This window comes from Demequina sp. TMPB413 (assembly GCF_020447105.2).
Lineage (GTDB): Bacteria > Actinomycetota > Actinomycetes > Actinomycetales > Demequinaceae > Demequina.
This window is the reverse complement of sequence record NZ_CP096184.1, coordinates 2,131,448-2,154,675: the sequence shown is the minus strand read 5'-3', so window position 1 is coordinate 2,154,675 and position 23,228 is coordinate 2,131,448. Positions and strand designations below refer to the sequence as shown.

The window sequence follows — 23,228 nt, the reverse complement described above, 5'->3', positions numbered from 1 at the left end:
GGTTGCGGGCGCCTACGCCCTGACTAAGAGCGGGGCACGCGCACATCGGCGGTGCGTGACGACGCGAGGCCTGCGGTTCCGGCGGCAACGATCAGGCCCGGGATCATCGCCAGAATGGAGGTGCCGGTGGTCGCCACCATGCGCCACGAGGTGGTCTGCGGCGGCCATATCAACGCGCCCCACGACGCAGCCGCGCCTAGCAGTGCGACTCCCGCCACCGCGGCAATTGCCCCAACCACGCCACCCGCAAGCACGGGCGCGCCAAGCCGCGCCAACGATGCGATGATGCGGGCGTTGTGGCCTAAGCCCAATGCGCCCTGGACTGAGGCGTCGACGCGCGATCGGCCACCACCGATCCACACCGCGACGGCGATGATCAGCGCGAGCAGTGCCAACACGGCGACGCCCGCCAGCGCCCGCGCGTTCCAGTCCTTCCACAAGGAGCCGGTCATGCCTTCGCCTGCCTGCCACGTCAGCCAACCCGTGGTCACCGCGAACACCGCGGCGGTCGAAGCAAAGGGGAACGTTGCCGCGCCGGGCCGTGCGCCCATCGCGTCTCCTGCGGCAATCGCCCACGGTGCGCGTGCTGCGACGAGTCGTTGAGAAAGCAGCGGCGTCACGAGCCGCGCCGTCTCGACGGCAGCCCCGAGCGCCCCCACAGTCGTCACAGTGAAGAGGAGTGTCCACCCGACTGGCGCCTGGACGAACCCGATTGCGAGCACGCCCGCCGCAGCGACAAGAACGTAGACGGCCAGGCGGCGCGCGTGTCCGGGGACTGCGCGTTCGATCGTGAGGTTCGGTACGAGTGCCTCGCGTGGCGGGACGCGTGCGGCCCACAGTGCCGGCACGGCAGCCATGATGAGAGCGAGCACGACGGCGAGCAGCGCAGACCCGAGCACCACCCACCAAGGAACTGACGGCGCGGTGCGCTCCAGGATCCAAGCGGCGTCGGCGCGGCGCGGCCACAGAGCCGCAACATTGACGCCCCATGCGACTGCGATGGCGGCGAGCCACGCGAGCAGACCGACCCCAACGGCCTCGAGGAGTGTCGCGCCAACCACGTCGCGCCGGGCGGCCCCGAGCGCCTTGGCGGTTCCCACCCAGCTGGCTCGCTGCCTGCCTTGGTCCTTGCCCGAGGCGACGGCTGCGCCGATGGCGATCACAGCCGTGACCGCGGCTGCGAGGAGCAGCCACGGGGAGCTGTTAGTCAGCATGAGAGTAGCGGCACGGGGCCCGGCGTCGGAGAAGAGTAACGAGTCGTCCCCAGAAGCCTTGGCGAGGGTCTTGGCCACACCAGCCGGCACGTCGCCATCCCACACGACCGTGAAGTCGACCACTGTCGCGGGGTCGCCGGAGGCGGTGGTGTAGGAAAAAGTTGGTGACACCGACGCGAGACGCAGCCCATCCTCGACGGAGACGATCGGAACGTCGGACCACCGGCCCTGGTCCGTACGAGTGAGCCCCGACACCACCAGGGTGAGCGCGGTGCCACCGGCGTCGTCGTAGACCGGCAGGGCATCGCCGATGCTCAGCCCAAGTTCGCGCGCTCGGGGAACCGAGAGTGCCACCTCGCCCACTATGGGCGCGCTGCCCTCGACAAAGAAGTCCTTGGCGAAGTCCCCGTCGCGCGCGACTGCGATCGTGGGCGCAGCGTCCTCTGCTTGCGTGCGGGCCCCCACGGCGAAGTGCACCACGGCGTGAGGGTCTACTGCCCGAATAGCGGCCAGCATCTCGGCGTACTCGCTCAGAGTAAGGGGCTTGAAGGGAAGGGATGTGGAGAGGGTGTCGACGCCTGGTTCGGGTACCCATACCGGAATCCAGGCGCCGGCGGTACCCGTGGGCCACGAGCCGTCCTGGTTGACGGCTGTCGTATCCGCTTGGGCGGTCGCGGATGCGATGCCGGCGCCCGCGGACAGCCCGACAGTGAGTGCCACAAGCACGAAGAGCGCGCCCGCCGCGCGTCGTTGGGAACGCAGTTGCTCCCGGACAAGTTGCCAGATCATCGCCCGACCCCCTCCTTGATCGCTTCGCACCACTCGTCGACAGGTGTGCGCCTGGCCATGAAAGCGGCAGGCACTGGGCCGAACACTAGAAGCCAACTCATCGCACGACCGCCGGGCCGCCCGGAAGCATGAGGATCATGACAACACTCTGGAACTCACAGGGCGATGGTTCTCCACGGGAGTGCGGCGCCGTAGCGCAAGCGCGGCGACCGCCGACGTGGCCCCGAAGACGAGGACGGCAGCGGCGCCGATCATGAGAATGTCGCTCCAGGCGATGGAGCTCAGGGTCCAGCGCAAGTACGAGTCCGTGATGACGCCGCCCAGCGACAGACGAGCGAAGTTGACCGCCGTCACGAGCGCATGGGCGAGCGCGCCCCACGCCAGGCCCGTCGCCACGGAGAAGGCCGCGATCGCTGTCGATTCCACCACCACGGCCGTGCGCAGAGTGCGAGGTGCTGCCCCGAGCGCCGCGAGTGTGGCGTCGTCCCGACGCCTCCTGCGTGCCACGCCGACGCTGAGGGCCACCATCGGGACGACGACCAGGATCACCACCAATCCCACTTCAACGAGAGTGCCGAGCATGGTCGTGCTCGACGCTCCCATCGTGGAGTAACCGGAGTAGGTGACTCCCGTGCCTTGCGGCGATATGCCGTTGAGTATCGTCTGCACTTTTGAGCGGTCGGCACCCTCTTCCGCATACAGCAGGAGCGCATAGGAACCCGTGCCGACGCTAGCGGCGGAGTCGTTGACCAACGACACGCACCCACGTTCCAATGGCACGATGCCGCTGGGGACGAACCCGGCAAAGCCGCTGCTCTCAAGGGATGACCCGCAACCGCCGATGACGGCCCGTGGGTAGCGCAGCAAGAGCGCGCGCAGAGTCTCGTCAACCTCCGCGAGGTCGCCGGGGTTGACGAGGACAGGCGCGAAGTCGTCGGAGGGCGGCTGCGCCTTACCCACCACCACCGTCACACCATCGATGGCGCGATACTGGTCGATCACCTCGTGAGGGCTTCCGGTCGTGCCAAAGTGCACGGACTGCAGAAAGAGGTCTGACATCGCGGGGCTCGTCGGTCCCGCGGAGAGAAAGCCGACGAGGAAGGCCATCCCCCCGAGGACGCTCACGATGCGGCCGCCGACGATGGAGGCGGAGTGTGCGCGACTGTCCAAGATGACAGCAAGGCGGGGCGCACGGAACCTCCCCGCAATCGCGGCCGACGCGTGCAACACGCGAGGCGCGATGCCCCGCGCCCATGGAATCACCACAGCGAGGAGCAAGCCGACGCAGGCGAAGGCGAGGACGGTGACGGCAACGCCAGCGGTCGTCTTCACCGCGCTCGGTGCCTCACCGCCGAGCTCATCGTGGCTGATCGCAAGCCCGACGACAAGCCCGCTCGCGAGGCCGCCGAGGCACCCGATGATGCGCGCGTTTCGCGTGATCGATCGGTGGGAGTCGACGATATCGACGGCGTCCTCGTGGAGTCGTTCCACCGGTGTCCGGCGCGGTCGCGTGGCGTCGATGACGTGAGCGAGGATCAGCGCCACACTGCCCACCCCGGCGAGGATGAAGCGTCCAAGCCACAGTTCGACCTCGGTGGTGAGCACCGGCCAACCGGTTGTCGCGAGAATCGCCAGGTGCGCTGCGCCGGTGAGGAGGTAGGCCCCTCCGACCCCGATTGCTGCGTGGCGGAGGCCGGTCGTTGCAGCGACGCGCATTGCCGCGGCTCGTGTTTGTCCGAGCGCGGCCATGACGGCGACATCGCGGGGTTCATTGGCATCCCGCACGCCCAGAAGCCCCACCAGGATCGCAGTGAGGACCGCGACGGGAACCGCAAAAACCAGTGCCGCGATGAGTGCGGGCATCCCCAGGCCGACGTAAGACGTCGACATCGTGCATGACTCTGGCGGGCAGGACTGTCGATCCCACGGCAGGGCAATCAGCATGAAGACGAACGACGCACTAGCTGCCACCCACGCCGCCAGCCGCTTCACAGCGCCCCCTCCTTGATCGCCTCGCGCAGTTGCTCGGCGGGGGTGAGACGCTCGAGACGGGAGCGCGCTATGACGGAGGCAATGGCGGAGGCCACGATCGCGGCGAGAGCCAGGGTCAGCACCGTGCCCCATGGAGCGTGGTCGAGATCGAAGGCGATACCTGTCCACACGAGCTCCCACGAGATGCGGTCGCTACTCAGACCGAGCCACAGTCCCCACGCGCCCCCAAGCAAGATCCCCATGACCGACCCCGAGGCTGCGACCACTGCGGACTCGATGGCCGTGCCCCACCTGAGCGCCGGGCGTGACGCGCCGAGCGCAGACATGGTCGCGTAGTCGTGCCCGCGCGTCCGCTGCACGCTGAGGGACAGTGCGATGACCATGCCAACTGCGAGCAGGAGGAGCGTTCCTGAGACCGTGAGCACGCCGGCGCGGTTGAGCCCGCCTGAGCCAGTGCCGCCTCCGCCGAAGTCCGTCACACGGAGGTCGTCAACGTCGTAGTCGACGATTGCCGCCTGAGCGTCGCCGGCTTCTCCGTCGTACAGCAACACAGCACTGGTGACGCCCCGTCCGAACTCGCCCTCGGCCCAATCGCGAGGAAGTGCCGTGAAGGGCCCACCCACCTTGGGTGAGGTCACTTTGGCCGACGCCTCTCCCACCGAGAGCACCGCGGGGCTGACGCCGCCCCCCATCGCCACCGCGCCCTCGAAGTACAGCGCTCGCGCTGAGCCCTTGCTGACCCGGTCCAGGTCTGTGGGGTCGACGGCGAGGTAGGTGGTGCTGTCGTCCCCCACCGCAGGCGACCCGTCCGTGGAGCCGACGCGAGCTGTGAGCATGGCGGCAGGGACTGCGATGACGCGGTCATCGGCTTGAAGCGCCGCCACCAGCTCCGGGTCGAGTCCTTGCGAGTTCCAGCCGACGGCCTGCGAGGCCTGGGCGACGATGTCACGGTCGGGCAGCCCGGTGGTCGAGACCATGAGGCTTGGAGTTAGAGCCGCGCCCGCGTCATTGCGGGCTTCCAACGCGTTCACCATGATGCCGATGGCGAGCGTGCCGCCGAGCACGAGTCCCACGGCGCCGATCGCCACGGCACGCGCTGGAGTGGGGCGCGTGAGCCCGTCGCCCGCGATCCTCGCGGCGTTACCGCCGTGAAGCAGTGCGCGTCCCGTGAGGTGGCTGAGCCACGCGGCTGCCTTCGCTCCCGCCCAGATGATGAGGAAGGGAATTCCAAAGAACGCGACCATCGAGTAGGCGATGATCCAGACCTTCACGAGCCCTGAGGACTCCAAGTTCGAGGTTTCAAGGTGAGGAGTGACGAGCGCCGACACCACGACGAACGCGGCCAGTGCAAGCGGCACGGCGAATCGCCTCAGGCGGCGCCTGGGAATGGGCACCGATTCGACGCCCATCGCCACCTCGATGTCGCGCGGCGAAACTGCGCGGCCAGTGCCGCCCGTGACCCAGAACCCCACGAACCAGTACGCGAGCGTGGTGGCAACGACTAACAGCAGAAGGACCGTGAGCAGCGTCCAGGCGGTATTGGAGTTGAAGTGTCCGCCCGGGCCCGCCACACCTTGGGTGATCCCGGTGCCAAGGACGGTGCCCGTCAGCGCCGCGACGGCACCGTGAAACAGGCCGAGGCGCACTTGCTCACGTACGAGCGCCTTGCGAGGCGCGCCCAGATCCATGAGCGCGCGGAACTCCCGCCGATGAGAGGCGGTCGAGATCGCGCGGAAAGCGCCGATGAGCGAAGCGAGCAGTCCGATCAGGACCGGTGAGTAGAACAGCATGATCAGGAAGTCGTAGTACGCGGGCAGGATCGGGGTAATCGAACCGGAACCGCTGGAGGTCGGCCGTGTGAAGAGCGGCTCCTGTGCGAGGGCAACGGCGAGCGCGAGCAACCCTACGAGGCCGGGTCCCACCCACTGCAGAGCGCCGAGCCGTGGTGTGGAGTCAGCTTTCGACCTGGTGCTCACAGCGCCCCCTCCTTGATCGCCACGCGCAGCTCGTCAACCGGTGTGCGTCGCGCCACCGCAAACCCGTAGGCAGTGGTCGCCGCGACCGCAACGAGCCAGGTCCCACCCACCACCCCGGCCACCGGCCCCCAGGAGATTTGGGTGAGGTTCCACCAGAGTCCGTTCACGATGGCGTTGATGTTGAAAGGGGCTCCCAAAGCGAAAAGGTTCGGCACCTTGGCCACAGCTGCGGCCGCAACCCCGATGGGTGCGCCCACGGCAGAGGCAACCGCGAGGGTGATCCCTGCGTCGATCGGTACTGCCAGCGCGAGCGCACGTGGGGTGGCCCCCAGCGCTGCGACGGTGGCTCGCACCTGGCGGTGCTTCCTCACCGTGCGTACGGCGATCAGTACGGTAGCGAAACACGCCAACGCCACCACAAAAGCTGACATCACGCCGTAATAGCCACGCGTGAACGTGTCCTCGTCCTGACGAAACGCGAGGGCCTCTGCGCTCAGGGTTGGCAGCACTTGTGCCTCAGCGCCGGCACGAGCCGTCGCAGCGGCGACGTAGTCGAAGCGCTCTCCCGCGGGCAACTCGCCGCCGACGTATGCCACCAGGGCACCAACCACCGGGATCTCGCCCCAGGCCGCCTCGCCCCACGAGCGGGTCGCGAACGAGAGGGGGTGCGACCACACCCGGTTGAGTAGCGTCGCGGTGCCGGTCCCCGTCGAGACATCGATCACCTGTCGGGGGGCAGGAAATGCGAGTTCCTCGCTCTCCGGTTCGGGGCTGAGCATCACGCCGTCCTGAAGCCCGAGCGGTCCCGCGCCAGCGGGAACCACCCCGTCCAGGTCACTTACGGAAACTAGCGTGATCGTGGCCTGGGGAGAGACCCCACCAGTAGGACCAACCGTGACACGCCCGTATGGCACGACGGCCAGCGAGGGGTCCGCTTCGAGGACGGTGATGACGGATGGATCGAGAGCCGCACGATGCACACCGACGCCGGATGAAGCGGACTCCTGCGTGGTGTCAAGTGGTACCACTGTTGCAGTGAAAGTCAACGCATCCTCTTGGCGTTCCATCGCGCGGTCGATCGTGAACGCCGCCGTGAGGCCTGAGGCCAGCAGGGCTGCCGCGACCAACCCGCCGACCTCAGACCGGCGGTTCCAGAAGGACGCCTTGTTGTCGCTGTCGCGGGTTTCGAGTGTGTGCCTCGTCACGGCGAGTGCGCCTTGACCGCGCACGGGAAGCATGCGGGCGACGCGGTGTAGCAGGGCGATTCCAAGACGATCGAGTCCGCGAGGCCCTGCCTGTATGAGGATGATGAAGCACAGCCAGGCAACACCGTACGCAAGGGAATTGGAATAGCCCGACCATGTGCCCGTGAGCGTGCCGTGGGGTGCGAAGAAGCGCGCCCACACCAAGTATCCGAATGAGGCCGAGACAAGCGCGAGGGCCGTGCGCGTCCACCACATCACCGGGACCGACAGCAGCCTCTTCGTGGTCCACAACACGGGGAACACGCCGATCTCAAGTCCCCGCACCACCCGCGAACTCACCGCTCGACTCCCGCGAGCGCGTCGAGGCCCGCAAGCACGGCGTCGGGCGACGGACTGTCGATGTGCCCGGCGACCTTGCCGTCAGCAAAAAGCAACACCTTGGAGGCGTACGACGCTGCAGTCGGGTCGTGCGTGACCATCACCACCGATTGGCCCAGCTCTCGGCAACTGGTGCGCAGGTGGGAGAGGATTTGCGCGCTCGCGTGGGTGTCGAGATTGCCGGTGGGCTCGTCGGCGAGAACGACGCGCGGCTTGGTGATGAGCGCGCGAGCGATGGCGACTCGTTGCTGCTGGCCGCCGGACAGCTCGTATGGCCTTCGTTCGAGCTCGCGTCCGATCCCCAGCATCTCGATGAGCGTCGCGTGCCAGTGAGGATCGCGCGGCAGTTGGTTGAGGCGCAGCGGCAGCACGATGTTGTCCGCGGCGGACATGGTCTGCAACAGGTTGAAGCCCTGAAACACGAAGCCGACCACGCGCCCCCTGATGCGGGCGAGCGCGGCGTCGGAGATGCCGGTGAGCTCGTCGTCGCCCACCCATACCTGGCCGTCGTCCGGGCGGTCGAGGCCCGCGAGTAGGTGAACCAGCGTCGTCTTACCCGAACCAGAGGGCCCCATGACGGACGTCAGCACGCCAGCGTCGATGTCGAGGTCGACGTGGTCCACTGCGGTCACGGCGGCCTGACCAGAACCGTAGGTCTTGGTCAGGCCGCGTGAGCGCAACGCCAACGGCGCGGACTGCTCCCCGGCCGCTGTCGACGGTTGATCCGTCACGGCGCCTCCCCCCTCTGCATCCACACCAAGGGTGTCGATGCCTTGACGCTACGGGAGCGCCCGCCGCCAGCGCATCGGACCGGGGGATGGACTTGCGGTGGTACCGCGGTATGACGGCTCACGTGCCGGGCGTGACCAGGCCGGTCTCGTAGGCGATCACGACGGCCTGGACCCTGTCGCGCGCCCCCAACTTGGCGAGCACTCGGCCCACGTGAGTTTTGACGGTGGGCTCAGCGAGCACCAGCTCGGCGCGGATCTCTTGATTGGACAGTCCGCGCGCCATCAGGACCAACACCTCGCGCTCGCGGGCAGTGAGGTCGGCCATGCCGGGGGCCTCTCCCGACTTGGGCAGCGCGGTGACCAGTCGCGTCAGCAGCCGACGCGTGGCCGTGGGGGCGATCACGGCGTCGCCAGCGTGGACCGTGCGAATCGCGTGGAGGAGGTCTTCCGGCGGCGCGTCCTTGAGCAAGAACCCGCTGGCGCCTGCCTTGATGGCTGCCACGACGTACTCGTCGAGGTCGAAGGTGGTGAGGATGATCACTTTCACGGGCGACTTGGCGGTGATCTCTGCGCACGCGTCGATGCCGTCGCGGCCGGGCATCCGGACGTCCATGAGCACCACGTCGGCCGGCGGGCGGAGCGCCGCGAGAGCCCTCACGGCGTCGTCGCCCGATCCGGCCTCCGCGACCACCTCCATGTCTGGCTGCGAAGCGACCACCATGCGGAAGCCAGCGCGGATCAGTTGCTGGTCGTCGACAAGCGCTACGCGGATGGTCACTCGGTCTCCTTGTGATGCTCGGTGTGCTCGGTGTGCTCGCGGCGCGGCAACGGGAGCCGCGCCCTCACGAGGAAGCCGCCGCCCGCCTTCGGGCCCGCCGTGAGGGTGCCGCCAAAGACGGTGGCCCGCTCGGTCATACCTTGGATACCACCGCCGGTGCCGTCCGACTGTGCCGCCGCGCCCCTGCCGTCGTCACTCACGGTGAGGGTCACGTCGTCGTCATCCCATGTCAACTGCAGGAACGCGGTGGCGACGGGGCCGGCGTGCTTGCGCACGTTGGTGAGGCCCTCTTGAGCGATCCGATAGAGCGTCAGCCCGGCGCCGATGGGAAGCGGTCGCGGGGTTCCCGTCGTCACGAACGAGACGTCGAGGCCGCCTTCCCTCGCCGTCGCGACCAGGCCGGGGATGTCGCCGACGCTCGGCTGGGGCCCAAGTTCCGCCTCGCCTTCTGAGGTGCGCAAGACGCCGAGGAGTGCTCGCATCTCGGTGAGCGCTGATCTGCCCACGTCGGCGATCGTGTCAAGAGTGCGCGCGGCTGCGGCGGGGTCGGTGCGTGCGGCGAATCGGCCCCCGTCTGCTTGGGCGACGACGACCGTGAGGGTGTGCGCGACCACGTCGTGCATTTCGCGCGCGATCCTGGCGCGCTCGTCCGAGGCGGCGAGGGCTTGGGCGGCCTGGGACTCGCGTGCGGCGAAGCGCTCGGCCACGGCGGTGTGGCGGCGCTCCGCGCTGAGCCGGGCGAACGCCCACGCAGCAGCGCCCCCGGCCACCGCGGCGAGCACCCACCCCAGCCACATCATGGGCTCAGGGTACGGCGTGTGCGTGGCGGGGTGCTCGCAGGCCTGACCTGCGGGTGGAGCCCGTCCGCCCGTCGCATGCCCGGCGCCGACCCGCGTCGCGCGAGCACCACAAATCGGCTGCCTGCGCTGATGGCTCCGCACGGCGAGCGCTACTGAGTCCAAAAGGTGGTGCTCTCGCGACGGTGCCGGGGGCGTGGCACGCGTTCGCGCCAGCACCACATTTCCCCCCGTTGCCCGGAGGGCCCCGCACAACGTCGGCCGACACCGAGGATTTGTGGTGCTCGTGCGACGCTTCATCGGGCGTGGCACGCGTTCGCTGGCGCCGCTCGGTACGAATCAAGCCACCAAGGCGCCCGGACCGCCGCCAGGCGGTACGAATCGAGCCACTTCGGGGCGTGCTGGCAGCTACCGCGGGTCGAGCACCTGGCCCACGAACAGCACCGCGCCCGTGTCGTTGTCCCTGATGACATACAGGAACGGGCGATCAGCCCTGATCTCGAACTCGGGCGGCGCAGGCATGCTCGTGGTGCCAGCAACGATGGCGGTCGCAGCGGCGGCCTCTGTGCCCGCCTCGTCCACGATCACCTTGGTGGCGTGCACCGCGGCGCTCACGTACATGTCGGGAGCAATCCCGTCCAAGCCGACCACGCCGAACAGGTCCTCGATGCCCAGTTCACCCTCCATGACGGCGCGCAAGTCCGTGCGCGACTCGGCCGTGAAGCGCGGCATCGCGAGCGTGTAGCCCGTCCCCTCCGGTGCGGAGTCGATCTGGTCGAGCGTGTCCTGGCCCAGCGCCGCACGCACGTCCTCGAACGCGCCGTCATCCGGGACCACCACCACCATCTCGAGCTCGTCGTAGGCGTAAGGCAGCACCACCGACACGAAGCCCTCGCCCTCGTGCACCGTGCCATTGCGGATGCCACTGTTCATCATCGGGACGTCGGCGGTGTCGCCGCCCGGGAGCGTGAACGGCTCGTCCGCCGTGGCGAACTCCTCAAACTGATGCGCCCACTCCGCCTTCATGTACAGAGCGTTCGCGAGGACCAGCCGCGACTGATCGTCGAAGATCTCCGGCGTCACGAGTTCAGGAATGAGGCCCTCGGTGCGGTCGTCGACCCAACCGTTGATGGCGTCGGCCGCCTGCTCAGGGTCGGTGCTCATGGGCGTCACCTGGGCACCGGCATCAAACGATGCGGCCAACCGCTCGCGGTAGTCCTGCTGGGGCTCGAAGCCTTCGTCAAGGAACATCCTGTTCGCGATGCGGACGACGGCGTGGACGGGCTCGTCCTGGCCAGGGCTTGGGAAGTCGGCTGGTTCCGAGGATGCGCGCTGGTCGAGCGAGTTGAACGCGTCGAGTAGTTGTGGGCCCTCGACCGGCCAGGCGAAGGCCTCATCTAGTGCGCCAGCCACCGGCTCGGTCGCGCCCGCATTGAGCATGCCGAACGCGGTGCCGATGCTGAGCGGCGACACCGTGGTGTTTTCGCCCTCCTCGGCGGCCGCCCTGAAGATCGCGAATCCGGTGTCGTTCAGCGCGCGGGCCAGGTCCTCTGTATGGGGGGAGTCCGGCGCTGGACGGTCGACCTCTGGGTCGGGCGAACTGGTCCCGGAGGCGCCGGGTGACGCGCAGGCCGCAAGCGTGATTGCGCATACGGCGACCATGCCTGCGGCCGAGCGGTGGTGACGAGTCATGGCGAGTCCCTTCCGACACTACGACGCTTAAGGTGCCACTGGCGTTGGGTCGAGCTCACTTACTTGGGGTCGGTGAGCGCGGCGGCATAGCTGGCAAGCGACCGCTGATACCGCGGTAGGCAGGGCACGATGCCCTCGATCGCCTCACGCAACGCCTCATCGGCGCGCCCCGCCGAGTGCAGCGTGAGCGCCAGGAAAGCCTTGCGGGCAGGCTCCAGATCTCCTTCAGCGGGGACCGACAACAGTTCGACGGCCTCATCAAACTGGCCCAGATTGCGCAGCGTGCTGGCTAGTTGGATGCGGGCTTGCGAGGCATGGTCCGCGTCCAGCCCAGAGGCGAGCGCCTCGCGATACAAAGGCACGGCTTCGACCTCAAGCCCGAGGGAATCGTGCACCCCGGCCAACTCGAACGCCACGAGGGCGCCAGCGTCGTCCGCCGCCATGGTGTCGAGAAGTTCGCGCATCGCCGCCACGGTGCCGGCGGGGTCGGCCTCCGTGAAGTCGCGCGCATAGAAGGCGTCGATTGCGCGATCCCACGCGTTGATGTCCATGCCGACCACTATGACAGCGTCGTCCGCCGAGCGACGGCGTCGCGCTCACGCGGGCAGAGCGATGTGGGTGGGTACAAGGTCCGGGGGTTTTGTGTGGATTTGCCGACACTGACTAGACAGGGGTGGCATGCCTGGGCCTCAATAGAAGAGGACGATTCAGGCCATAAGGGGTAAGGGAATGACCGCACGAGGCGAGGGCACGATCGACACGACTGCCCTGCAAACCATCACGCATCGATTGCGTGATGGCGCCTCGCGCTATGCCCCGCGAGCAGCGGACGACACCGGCCGACTGCCAGGGAGATCGCCCGGCGAGGCACTTTCCCGCGAGCCACGCGTGCCCGTGGGACCGCGCGCCGTCATCCTCGATTGCGGGACGTCTCGCGTTGAGGGCTACACGCACGTGCTGCTCATCGCCGCTTCCGCCGAACTGATGCTCGGTTCCCACGTGGTGAGCCAGGTGGGCGTGATTCTCGGTCGGGTCCTAGGAGTGGAGGCCTACCGCTGGGAGGGCAACGAGTTGCTCCACCTCAGGGCGCCTGGCCTCCAGTGGGACGACCTCTTGCGCGAGTCGCGCGACGCGCTCGCGGACTACCTCGCCGCGGCGTAGCCGCGCCTACGCGCGTGCGCACCCCTGCGGCCTCTGATGATCCGCGGCGGCACGCTCACCCCTGCGTACCGTCCCTGACACAGCGGTCCGTGCAGGTGCGGCGTGTCGCGCGCGACACGCGGGACGCGCCCTCGACCGGGTGTCAGGGAGGGTACGGGTGCGCGCTGAAGGGCGGGCCGCGGGACGGTACGGGTGCGCGCTGAAGTGCGGGCCGCGGGAGGGTACGGGCGCGCGCTAGAGGACGGGTCCGCGCAACAGCCCGGGCCCGGCGAGCTCGATGGGCCGAGCCCGCCCGCACACGCACGCTCACGCCAACGACCACCACGCGACTCGCGCGCCGGTAGGCTGAACCCCAGCCGCCGACCCCCGAAAACAGTAGGGACCCGCATGACCGACGCGCCCGCCGCCAGCCCAGCCGCCGCACCCGACTCGCACCTCGACACCGTCGAGCACGCGCAGGCGACAGCCGACCAGGACATGCCGTACGCCGCCCTGGGTCTCAAGCCCGACGAGTACCAGCGCATCGTTGACCTCTTGGGTCGCCGCCCCACCGCCGCCGAACTCGCCATGTACTCCGTGATGTGGTCCGAGCACTGTTCTTACAAGTCGTCCAAGGTCCACCTGCGTCAGTTCGGGTCCAAGACCACCGACGAGATGAAGAAGCACCTCATGGTGGGCATCGGCGAGAACGCCGGCGTGGTGGACATCGGCGACAACTGGGCCGTGACGTTCAAGGTCGAGTCCCACAACCACCCCTCCTACGTGGAGCCTTACCAAGGCGCCGCGACCGGCGTCGGCGGCATCGTCCGCGACATCCTCGCCATGGGCGCGCGCCCGGTAGCCGTCATGGACGAGCTGCGCTTCGGCGACATCGACCACCCCGACACCGCCCGCGTCGTCCACGGTGTGGTTGCCGGCGTCGGCGGCTACGGCAACTCCCTCGGACTGCCGAACATCGGCGGCGGCTGTTCCTTCGATGCGTCCTTCCAGGGCAACCCGCTCGTCAACGCGCTGTGCGTGGGCGTCATGAAGCACGAGGACATTCACCTGGCCTCCGCAGAAGGCGTGGGCAACAAGGTGGTCCTGTTCGGTGCGCGCACCGGCGGCGACGGCATCGGCGGGGCTTCGATCCTCGCGAGCGAGACGTTCGAAGGCGGCGTGCCAGCCAAGCGACCTTCCGTCCAGGTGGGCGACCCCTTCATGGAGAAGGTGCTGATCGAGTGCTGCCTCGAGTTGTTCGCTGCCGACGTGGTGCAGGGCATCCAGGATCTTGGTGCTGCTGGCATTTCGTGTGCCACGAGCGAGCTCGCGTCCAACGGCTCCGGCGGCATGCACGTGTGGCTCGACGACGTCCTGCTTCGCGACCCGAGCCTTAACGCAGGCGAGATCCTCATGTCGGAATCGCAGGAGCGCATGATGGCGGTGGTCACGCCAGAGAAGCTCGACGCGTTCATGGCGATCACGGGCAAGTGGGAGATCGAGTCCTCCGTGGTGGGTGAGGTCAACGACTCCGGGCGACTCACGATCGACCACCACGGACAGCGCATCGTCGACGTCGACCCTCGCACCGTCGCTCACGACGGTCCCGTCTACGAGCGCCCCTACGCGCGGCCCGCATGGATGGACGGCCTCCAGGCCGACACGTCGTCGTCCCTCGCGCTTCCCGCAGACGGTGACGCCTTGAAGGCGACGACGCTGGCGCTACTTGGTTCCCCGGCACTCGCGAACAGGGCTTGGGTTACTAGTCAGTACGACCGCTATGTTCAGGGAAACACCGCGCAGGCCCGCCCGGACGAGGTGGGCGTGGTGCGCGTCGACGAGACGACGGGCCGCGGAGTCGCGATCGCCACCCGCTCGAATGACCGCTACACCAAGCTCGACCCCTACGCCGGTGCCGAACAAGCAGTGGCGGCGGCGTACCGCGCCGTCGCGATTGCCGGCGCCGAGCCGCGCGCCGTGACCGACGGGCTCAACTTCGGCTCGCCCGAGGACCCAGACTCGATGTGGCAGTTCGCGGAGGCCGTGCGCGGCATCGCCGACGCATGTCTCGAGTTGGGCGTGCCCGTCACCGGCGGCAACGTATCCCTCTACAACGGCACCGGTGAACCAGGGCGCATCGACTCCTCGATCAACCCCACCCCGATCGTCGGCATCCTTGGCGTCTTCGACGACGTCCGCCGCGCCACTCCCTCGGGGTGGCGGGAGGCTGGGCAGGCCCTGTACTTGGTGGGCGCCACGCGCGCGGAGCTCGACGGCTCCGCTTTCGCTGGACTGCACGGGCACCTAGGCGGGCTGCCGCCCGCTGTCGACTTCGCCGCCGAGAAGGTGCTGGCAGAGGTGATGGTGTCCGCGTCGCGTGACGGTTTGGCCGACGCCGCCCGCGAGGTGACCGAGGGCGGGCTTGCCGCGGCGGTCGCCATGGGAGCGTTGCGGTACGGGGTGGGTGCGCGGGTGGTGCTGGACGAGATCGTCACGCGCGACGGCGTGAGCCCGGCCCAGGCATGGCTCAGCGAGTCGCAAGGACGCGTGCTGGTCGCGGTGCCTCGCACGGAAGAGCCGCGCTGGACAGCCATGCTCGAGGCGCGGGGCGTGGACTTCGCGCGTGTCGGCGTCACTCAAGAAGAGCCGGTCATCGAGGTTCAGGGACAGTTCACGCTGGCGCTCGAGGGTCTTCGCGAGGCTTGGGACGCGCCGCTGCCCGCACGTTTCGCATAACAGCGCCACTGCGTCGGCCGGGGGCGAGGGCTTGGCGCAACTGCGACGCTGCGTCGGCCGGTGTCGACAAGCACCGTCGGCGCGCACCCTCGCCGAGCCTGCGGCAGACTTGACCGCATGGCTCAGCGACGAATCTCTCCCTCGATAGGCCGCAACGCGGTGGACCAGATCGTGGCCGCCCGCCGTACGCCGCTGGCGGCGTCCTCTGACAGTTCCCGTGTGGACTCACCTCAGGGATCGCGGGAGCTGTTCGGCGTGGACTCCTCGATCACGGCCACCGCAGTGAGGTACTTGCTCCAGGAGCTTGGCGAGCGCGCCCCTGGTCGCAGCGTCGAGGTGCGCGTGCCACCGTTCGGGGCGGTGCAGTGCATTGAGGGGACCTCGCACCGACGCGGCACGCCCCCTGCCGTGATCGAAATGGACGCCGAGACGTGGGTAGCTCTGTGCACGGGTGACGTGGCGTGGGCCGACGCCGTCCGCGAGGGCAAGGCGCGAGCGTCGGGCGAGCGAGCTGAATTGTCGGGACTGCTACCGCTGGTCTGATCAGGACTGTCTTGATGGGCGTCGGCGCCCGTGAGTGCACGGTGCCAGCAAGACGCCTGGCACCAGCACGCACCCCCACCGAAAATGGCTTGATTTGTACCGCCGCCGGGGCCTTTTGCGCGCCAGTGGCTTGATGCGTACCGGGCCCGGTACGCATCAAGCCACTGCGGCCGCAGACCCCCGGCAAGGCGGTACGAATCAAGCCATTTGGAAGGGGGAGCGCGGCCGCGACCGAGCCCCTGGGCGACCGCACGCGTACCAGTGATAACGGTTGCAAAGTGGTAACGAAAACGTTATCGAAGCCGTGATCGGGACATGAACCGCGTTCTGCGATTGCCTGGGCCTTATGGCCTGCATATGGTGGAAACGGTCGCGAGCGGTGGTCAGAGTTCCCTTGACCGTCGCGGCTACCTACCAGGTGAAGCGGGTGCAGGTATCCCGCAAAACCTCGTCGGAGCACAGGCACGACTCAACGGAGAGGAAAGCAACGCTAATGAAGCGAATCATGAAGGTTCAGCTTGCTACCGTCGCCGTCTCGGGTCTCTTGTTGGCAGGATGTTCGTCCTCGGACGACCCTGACACCACGGGCACGATGACAACGGACGACGGCGGCAACATGGCGGCGGGCTGCGAGGCCTACGCCGACTACGGAACGTTCGAAGGCGACGCCGTCGAGCTCTACGGCACCATCTCTGGTGTCGAAGCCGAGCAGCTCGAGCAGTCGATCACCAAGTTCGAAGAATGCACCGGTATCGACGTGACGTACAACGGCTCGGATGAGTTCGAGACCGAGATCAACATTCGCGTCGAGGGTGGCAACGCCCCTGACCTGGCGATCATCCCGCAGCCTGGTCTCCTCCAGCGCGTGGTAGGCACCGGCGCGGTCGTTGCCGCTCCTGAGTCGGTCGAGGCGAACGTTGACGAGTTCTGGTCAGAGGACTGGAAGAACTACGGCACCGTGGGTGAGACGTTCTACGCGGCACCGCTCATGGCGTCGGTCAAGGGCTGGGTCTGGTACTCGCCAACCGAGTTCGCCGAGAAGGGCTACGAGGTTCCCACCACGTGGGATGGCCTCATGGAACTGACGGCCGAAATGGCCGCCAACCCAGGCTCGGGCGCCAACTACGCTCCGTGGTGCATCGGCTTCGAGTCCGGCACCGCAACGGGCTGGCCTGGCACCGACTGGATCGAGGACATCGTCTTGCGTCAGCAGGGCCCGGAGGCCTACGACGCGTGGGTTGCCGGCGACCTCGACTTCACGTCGCCTGAGATCACGGAGGCGTTCGAGGCTTTCGGTGCCATTGCACTGGACCCCGAGTACGTCAACGGTGGCCTCGGTGACTCGGCGTCGATCGTGGACACGGCCTTCCAGGAGGCTGGACTGCAGATTCTCGAGGGCAGCTGCTCGCTGCACCACCAGGCTTCGTTCTACGAGGCACAGTGGCCAGAGGGCACCAACGTTGACCCAGAGGGTGACGTCTGGGCATTCCTGACGCCCAAGATCGACGAGGCTGACGGCGACGCCGTCACCGGTGGCGGCGAGTTCGTGGCCGCGTTCAACGACAACCCAGCAACCGTGGCGCTCCAGACGTTCCTTGCGTCCGACACCTGGGCCAACGAGCGCGTCTCGATCGGTGGCGTCATCTCGGCCAACAAGGGTCTCGACCCGAACAACGCCTCCAGCCCCATCGGGCAGGAGTCCATTGAAATCCTGCAGGGCGAAGACACCGTCTTCCGCTTCGACGCATCGGACCTGATGCCTGCACAGGTGGGTTCCTCCGCGTTCTGGACCGGCATGAACGACTACGTCACGGGCAAGCCGCTCGAGACCGTTCTGACGGACATCGAGAACGCTTGGCCGTAAGGTCAAGGTAAGTCCTCAAGCTGGCTGGGCCTCGCGCATCGTCGCGGGGCCCAGCCGGTGTCTGCCACACGAGGTGAAAGGAATCGACGATGACGTCGACTGAGGTGCCCTTGTCCTTGTCGCGGGGGCTGCCCATGGCAGGGCTCGATGGCGAGTTCTGGGAAACACAGAGCAGCAATCTGTTGCTCGCCGCAATTGCAATCGTGGCTTTTCTTGTCGTGGTATCGCTCGTCATGTTCGGCGCCGACCTCGTGCGAGGCAGGATCCGCGACAAGGTCCAACTGGTCGTGTTGATCGCACCAGTTCTCTTTCTTCTTGGAGTGGGCCTCATCTGGCCCGCCATCGACACCATCTGGCTGTCGTTCAACAAGGTCGTTGAGCAGCCCGATCCCACGACCGGCATCTACACCACGGTCACTCAGTTCACCGGCCTCGACAACTACCGGTTCGCCTTCACTGACCCGACCACGCTGCGGTCCGTCATCAACACCATGATCTGGATGGTCCTGGTTCCAGGGCTCTCCACCACCATCGGTCTCGCTTACGCGGTCTTCATCGATAAGGCCAAGGGTGAGAAGGCGCTGAAGTCGCTCGTCTTCATGCCGATGGCCATCTCGTTCGTGGGCGCCTCCGTCATCTGGGGCTCGGTCATGTATGACTACAACCAGGTCGGTTCCCAGACGGGCATGCTCAACGCGTTGTTGTCGTGGATCGGCGTTGAGCCCGTGAACTTCCTCGTCGAGTCCCCTTGGAACACGTTCTTCTTGATCGTGATCTTGGTATGGATCCAGACCGGATTCGCCATGGTGATCATCTCGGCCGCGATCAAGGGCGTTCCGGCGGAGATGAACGAAGCCGCCTCTCTTGATGGAGCCAACGCCTGGCAGCGGTTCTGGTCCATTACGGTGCCGTCGATTCGGGCAACCTTGGTGGTGGTGCTCACCACCATCACGATCGCCTCCCTCAAGGTCTACGACATCGTCCGCACAGTGACCCAGGGACGCGACAACACCGACATCGTCGCTAACAAGATGTACGTCTTGAGCTTCGTGGAGGGCCGCGAGCCCCTCGGCGCGGCGCTCGCCGTGATCCTGTTCGTCTTCGTCATTCCGATCGTGATTTACAACGTGCGGTCGCTCAACAAGGTGAAGGAGACGCGCTGATGAGTGTTGTGATGCCTCCCGCTGGCCCAGAAGCTACGCCCAAGCCGAAGTCCGCCCGCAGAAAGACCAGGGCAGGCCAGGCCAAGGAGAACCTGACATCGCCATGGGCCACCGCTGCCGCGATCATCATCGCCATGCTGTGGACCATCCCCACGGTGGCCCTCTTCATGACGGCGCTCATTCCCGGCGACCGCTACCGCACCGACGCCTGGTGGGAGGTTCTCGCCGATGGCGACTTGACCTTCTCTAACTTCAACCACGTGTTGTTCCAGTCGTTCGGCGACAACTCCACGGCACCACCGTTGCTCGGCAACGTCATCAACTCGATTGTGGTGACGGTGCCGTCGGTGGTGTTCCCGCTGGTGCTCGGCCTCATGGCGGCCTACGCGTTCGCATGGATCCCGTTTAGGGGCTCGAACTTCCTGTTCGTGATGATCTTCGCTTTGCAGGTGGTGCCGCTGCAGTTGGCGCTCATCCCGCTGCTCAGGATCCTCGGTCCAGAGAACCTCGGCATCGCCGGTCAATTCCCTGGAGTGTGGATAGCGCACACGATCTTCGCCATGCCGCTAGCGGTGTTCCTGTTACACAACTTCGTGTCTCAGATACCCAGCGACATCCTCGAAGCCGCGCGCGTTGACGGCGCCAGCCACACGCAGACGTTCTTCCGGATCATCATCCCGTTGTCGCTGCCCGCAGTGGCGTCGCTGGCGATCTTCCAGTTCCTGTGGGTGTGGAACGACCTGCTCGTATCGGCAGTGTTCGGTGGCAGCAAGACCTATCCACTGACCTACCCGATCTCGAACCTTGCGGGTGACTATGGCCAATACGCCTACCTGGTCCCTCCCGCCGCGTTCATCTCGATGATCATCCCGCTGATCGTGTTCTTCTCGCTTCAGCGGTACTTCGTTCGCGGCCTGCTGGCCGGTTCGACCAAGGGCTAACGGTGCCGCCCGCGCCGGTCACGCACCGGCGCGGGCGCGTCACCGCCTAGACTCATCCCGTGAGCGACGGCACCGAGCCCACCGAGGACCACTTGCGCGACAGCGCCATTCCGGCGACCTATCGCCGAGCGCCCCGCACGGAACGCTTCATCCTCACCGGCGTCGGCATCGGCCTATTTGTTGGCCTCATCCTGGGCGCCACGCTGCCAGCCGGCACCAGCGTCGGCCGGGGTGTTGCCATGTTGATGCTTGGCGTCGCAGGTGCCCTTGCGGGCGGGCTCATCACGGGCGCGCAAGCGGCGGTCATGGAGTACGTCTCTGGCCGCTCAGCCGACCGACAGCGCGCCTCCATTGATTCTGTCTGGGACGCACCCAGCGAAAGCCACGACGATGAAGGGATGGCCGATGGCCCGCGGTGACGGACGTCTCAATCACGATCTGATGCCGGGCGAGAAGGGCCCACAGGACGCTTGCGGAGTGTTCGGCGTGTACGCGCCCGGCGAAGAGGTCGCCAAGCTGACCTACTTCGGGCTGTACGCGCTCCAGCACCGCGGTCAGGAGTCCGCTGGCATCGCTGCGTCAGACGGCAACAAGATTCTGGTGTTCAAGGACATGGGGCTCGTGTCCCAAGTGTTCGACGAGGGAGCGCTCGAGGCGCTCCAGGGCCACATCGCCGTGGGGCACGCCCGCTACTCCACGACGGGCGCCTCGACGTGGGCCAATGCCCAGCCGACGCTCGGCCCCACTGCTCACGGCACCGTCGCTGTCGGCCACAACGGCAACCTCACCAACCCCCAAGAACTGATCGACCTGTTGGTTGCGCGCGAGGGGATGGCCAAGCGCCTCGACCTCAAGGGTGGCAAGTGCACCGACACGGCGATCGTGACGGCGCTGCTGGGTTCCGATGAGTTCGACACGCTGTCGGAGACCGCACTTGAGCTGCTGCCTCATGTGAAGGGCGCGTTCTCCTTCGTGTTCATGGACGAGCACGCCTTGTATGCCGCGCGTGACCCTCACGGCGTGCGCCCGCTCGTCCTGGGCTCCTTGCCGTCAGGCGGCTGGGTGGTCGCTTCCGAGATCCCTGCGCTCGACATCGTCGGCGCCCAGTTTGTGCGGGAGGTTGAGCCAGGCGAGTTCCTCACGATCGACGCCGACGGCGTTCACTCCCAGCGCTTCGCCAAGGCCGAGCCGCACGGTTGCGTCTTCGAATACGTCTATTTGGCCAGGCCCGACACCTCGATCGCAGGCCGGTCCATCCAGGCAGCCAGGCTCGAGATGGGTCGGACGCTCGCGCGCGAGCACCCCGTCGAGGCCGACCTCGTGATCCCTGTGCCAGAGTCAGGGACGCCAGCGGCGGTCGGCTACGCCCAGGCGTCTGGAATCCCCTTTGCCCAGGGACTCACCAAGAATGCCTACGTGGGCCGCACGTTCATCCAGCCCTCGCAGACCCTTCGCCAGTTGGGTATCAGGCTCAAGCTCAATCCGCTGCGCGAAGTGATCGCAGGCAAGCGACTGATCGTGGTCGACGACACGATCGTGCGCGGCAATACTCAGCGCGCGATCATCGCAATGCTGCGCGACGCAGGCGTCACCGAGGTTCACGTGCGCATCTCTGCGCCGCCTGTTCAGTGGCCGTGCTTCTATGGCATCGACTTCCCGACGCGCGAGGAGCTTGCGTCGGTTGGCAAGACGATCGAAGAGTTGCGTGAGTACATCGGAGCCGACTCGCTCGGCCACATCTCACTCGAAGGCATGGTTGCCGCCACCCAGCAGGCGGAGGAACGCCTCTGCACAGCGTGCTTCACCGGCCAGTACCCCATGGAGACACCCGTGGACGCGCGCCACCTCCTCATGACGCAGGTCGCCAAGTGACGGGCGGCGGTGCGGCCAGCCAGGGCCGTCAGGAGAAGGCAGGCGGAATCACGTACTCCGACGCCGGTGTCGACACCCACGCTGGAGACAAGGCCGTCGAGCTCATGAAGGACGCGGTTGCCCGCACCCACGGACCGGAGGTGCTCGGCGGTATCGGCGCGTTCGCCGGGCTGTTCGACGCCTCGGCCCTCAAGGACTATCGCCGGCCGTTGCTCGCCTCCTCGACCGACGGCGTCGGCACCAAGATCGTGATCGCGCGGCAGATGGGCGTGCATGACACGATCGGCCAAGACCTTGTCGCGATGGTCGTCGACGACATTGTGGTGTGTGGCGCGAAGCCGCTCGTCATGACCGACTACATCGCCTGCGGCAAGGTGGTGCCCGAGCGGATCGCCGACATCGTCCGCGGTATCGCGATCGGTTGTGAGATGGCAGGCACAGCCCTCGTGGGCGGCGAAACTGCGGAGCACCCTGGAGTCATGGAGCCTGACGACTACGACGTCGCGGGCGCAGCCATCGGCGTGGTGGAGGCCGACTTGCTGCTCGGTCCCGAGCGCGTGCGAGAGGGCGACGTGGTCGTGGCGATGGCGTCATCAGGGCTGCATTCCAACGGATACTCCCTGGTGCGCAAGGTGGTCGACCACGCGGGTTGGACTCTCGATACGCAAGTTCCTGAGCTCGGCCGCTCGGTGGGTGCTGAGTTGCTCGAGCCCACTCGGATCTACGCTCGACTGTGCGTGGAGCTCGCCTCCTCGATCCCCGGGCTGCGCGCGTTCTCTCACGTCACCGGAGGCGGGCTTGCGGCGAACGTCGCTCGCGTCATGCCGTCGGGGCTGGCGGCGCACGTGGCGCGCGACGCATGGGACCTCCCCGCCGTGTTCGCGGCGGTCCAGGCTGCTGGGCGTGTGCCTTGGAACGACCTCGAGTCGACGCTCAACATGGGAGTCGGCATGGTCGTCTTGGTGGCTCCAGAGGACGCAGACGCGTTGATGGCGGCGTCAGCAGCGGCTGGCGTGCCCGCATGGGTACTGGGGGCCGTCGTGGCTGACGATGCGCGCACTGAGTCGCCTGACACGATCCGCGGCGCCAAGGGAGTCCGCGGCGGAGCGGTGTACCTCAGCGGCACGTACCGCTACTAGCGGCGCTCGTGGCGCCGTCCTCGTCGTAGTGTCCGAACGTCGACGCTAGTCGTCGTCGTCGGCCCAACGATCGCGTCGGTCATCCTCTGACGGTTGCGCGGGCACGCTCGGCCGACCGATGAGCTCACGTTCCAACTCACGCAGATCACTGCTGTGGTCGGTGTACTTAAGCTGCCGCGCAATCTTCGCGTCTTTTGCCTTCTGACGGCCGCGCCCCATGATCGCCCGTCCCTTCTGACTACTGAGGACACGCAGAACTGCGGTCCTCGGCCTCGAGT

At 67.2% G+C, this 23,228-nt stretch carries 19 protein-coding genes; 9 read left to right on the top strand and 10 right to left on the bottom strand.

Going from position 1 to position 23,228, the window contains the following annotated elements:
* Positions 1–23: 23 nt before the first annotated feature.
* From LGT36_RS10270 to LGT36_RS10230, 9 genes are all read right to left on the bottom strand, one after another.
* On the bottom strand, positions 24–2,003 hold the full coding sequence (locus tag LGT36_RS10270) for an FtsX-like permease family protein (RefSeq protein WP_226094804.1): 1,980 nt from the start codon (positions 2,001–2,003) through the stop codon (positions 24–26).
* A gap of 135 nt (positions 2,004–2,138) precedes the next feature.
* Complete coding sequence (locus LGT36_RS10265) at positions 2,139–3,995, bottom strand: FtsX-like permease family protein (protein WP_248642066.1); 1,857 nt, start codon at positions 3,993–3,995, stop codon at positions 2,139–2,141.
* Complete coding sequence (locus LGT36_RS10260) at positions 3,992–5,971, bottom strand: FtsX-like permease family protein (protein WP_226095592.1); 1,980 nt, start codon at positions 5,969–5,971, stop codon at positions 3,992–3,994. The genes LGT36_RS10265 and LGT36_RS10260 overlap by 4 nt, the downstream gene beginning before the upstream one ends.
* Positions 5,968–7,515: an FtsX-like permease family protein gene (locus LGT36_RS10255; protein WP_226095591.1), complete on the bottom strand. Its 1,548-nt coding sequence runs from the start codon at positions 7,513–7,515 to the stop codon at positions 5,968–5,970. The genes LGT36_RS10260 and LGT36_RS10255 overlap by 4 nt, the downstream gene beginning before the upstream one ends.
* Positions 7,512–8,285: an ABC transporter ATP-binding protein gene (locus LGT36_RS10250; RefSeq protein WP_226095590.1), complete on the bottom strand. Its 774-nt coding sequence runs from the start codon at positions 8,283–8,285 to the stop codon at positions 7,512–7,514. Before LGT36_RS10250 ends, LGT36_RS10255 begins: the two co-directional genes overlap by 4 nt.
* 118 nt (positions 8,286–8,403) lie before the next feature.
* Positions 8,404–9,063 carry a response regulator transcription factor gene (locus LGT36_RS10245; RefSeq protein ID WP_226095589.1) on the bottom strand — a complete coding sequence of 220 codons (660 nt, stop codon included), beginning with the start codon at positions 9,061–9,063 and terminating at the stop codon, positions 8,404–8,406.
* Entirely contained in the window at positions 9,060–9,863 is an 804-nt protein-coding gene (locus LGT36_RS10240) for a sensor histidine kinase (protein WP_226095588.1), read from the bottom strand. The genes LGT36_RS10245 and LGT36_RS10240 overlap by 4 nt, the downstream gene beginning before the upstream one ends.
* Before the next feature lie 405 nt (positions 9,864–10,268).
* A complete protein-coding gene (locus tag LGT36_RS10235; RefSeq protein WP_226095587.1) occupies positions 10,269–11,552 on the bottom strand; it encodes a serpin family protein in 1,284 nt (427 codons plus the stop codon).
* A 59-nt stretch (positions 11,553–11,611) separates the two neighbouring features.
* A complete protein-coding gene (locus LGT36_RS10230) occupies positions 11,612–12,103 on the bottom strand; it encodes a tetratricopeptide repeat protein (protein ID WP_226095586.1) in 492 nt (163 codons plus the stop codon).
* 178 nt (positions 12,104–12,281) lie between these two features.
* On the opposite strand from LGT36_RS10230, the gene LGT36_RS10225 reads away from it, so the two are divergent.
* The 9 genes from LGT36_RS10225 (at position 12,282) to purM (ending at position 22,950) form a co-directional block, all read left to right on the top strand.
* Positions 12,282–12,713 carry a hypothetical protein gene (locus tag LGT36_RS10225; RefSeq protein WP_226095585.1) on the top strand — a complete coding sequence of 144 codons (432 nt, stop codon included), beginning with the start codon at positions 12,282–12,284 and terminating at the stop codon, positions 12,711–12,713.
* A gap of 387 nt (positions 12,714–13,100) precedes the next feature.
* A complete protein-coding gene (purL, locus tag LGT36_RS10220) occupies positions 13,101–15,428 on the top strand; it encodes a phosphoribosylformylglycinamidine synthase subunit PurL (RefSeq protein ID WP_226264451.1) in 2,328 nt (775 codons plus the stop codon).
* A gap of 117 nt (positions 15,429–15,545) precedes the next feature.
* A complete protein-coding gene (locus LGT36_RS10215) occupies positions 15,546–15,971 on the top strand; it encodes a sterol carrier family protein (protein ID WP_226094600.1) in 426 nt (141 codons plus the stop codon).
* A 505-nt stretch (positions 15,972–16,476) separates the two neighbouring features.
* Positions 16,477–17,835, top strand: a complete 1,359-nt coding sequence (locus LGT36_RS10210; RefSeq protein WP_226095120.1) for an ABC transporter substrate-binding protein — start codon at positions 16,477–16,479, stop codon at positions 17,833–17,835.
* A gap of 89 nt (positions 17,836–17,924) precedes the next feature.
* A complete protein-coding gene (locus LGT36_RS10205; RefSeq protein WP_370634251.1) occupies positions 17,925–18,998 on the top strand; it encodes a carbohydrate ABC transporter permease in 1,074 nt (357 codons plus the stop codon).
* Positions 18,998–19,939 carry a carbohydrate ABC transporter permease gene (locus tag LGT36_RS10200; RefSeq protein WP_226095119.1) on the top strand — a complete coding sequence of 314 codons (942 nt, stop codon included), beginning with the start codon at positions 18,998–19,000 and terminating at the stop codon, positions 19,937–19,939. Before LGT36_RS10205 ends, LGT36_RS10200 begins: the two co-directional genes overlap by 1 nt.
* Positions 19,940–19,998: 59 nt before the next feature.
* Positions 19,999–20,358 (top strand): hypothetical protein, encoded by a 360-nt coding sequence (locus LGT36_RS10195; protein ID WP_226095118.1) that lies wholly within the window; start codon positions 19,999–20,001, stop codon positions 20,356–20,358.
* On the top strand, positions 20,345–21,811 hold the full coding sequence (purF, locus tag LGT36_RS10190) for an amidophosphoribosyltransferase (protein WP_226095117.1): 1,467 nt from the start codon (positions 20,345–20,347) through the stop codon (positions 21,809–21,811). The genes LGT36_RS10195 and purF overlap by 14 nt, the downstream gene beginning before the upstream one ends.
* Positions 21,808–22,950, top strand: coding sequence for a phosphoribosylformylglycinamidine cyclo-ligase (gene purM / locus LGT36_RS10185; RefSeq protein ID WP_248642064.1), 1,143 nt, complete (start codon positions 21,808–21,810; stop codon positions 22,948–22,950). Before purF ends, purM begins: the two co-directional genes overlap by 4 nt.
* A gap of 45 nt (positions 22,951–22,995) precedes the next feature.
* Here the strand turns inward: purM and LGT36_RS10180 are convergent, their stop codons facing one another.
* Positions 22,996–23,169: a DUF3073 family protein gene (locus tag LGT36_RS10180; protein ID WP_226095127.1), complete on the bottom strand. Its 174-nt coding sequence runs from the start codon at positions 23,167–23,169 to the stop codon at positions 22,996–22,998.
* Positions 23,170–23,228: the final 59 nt, after the last annotated feature.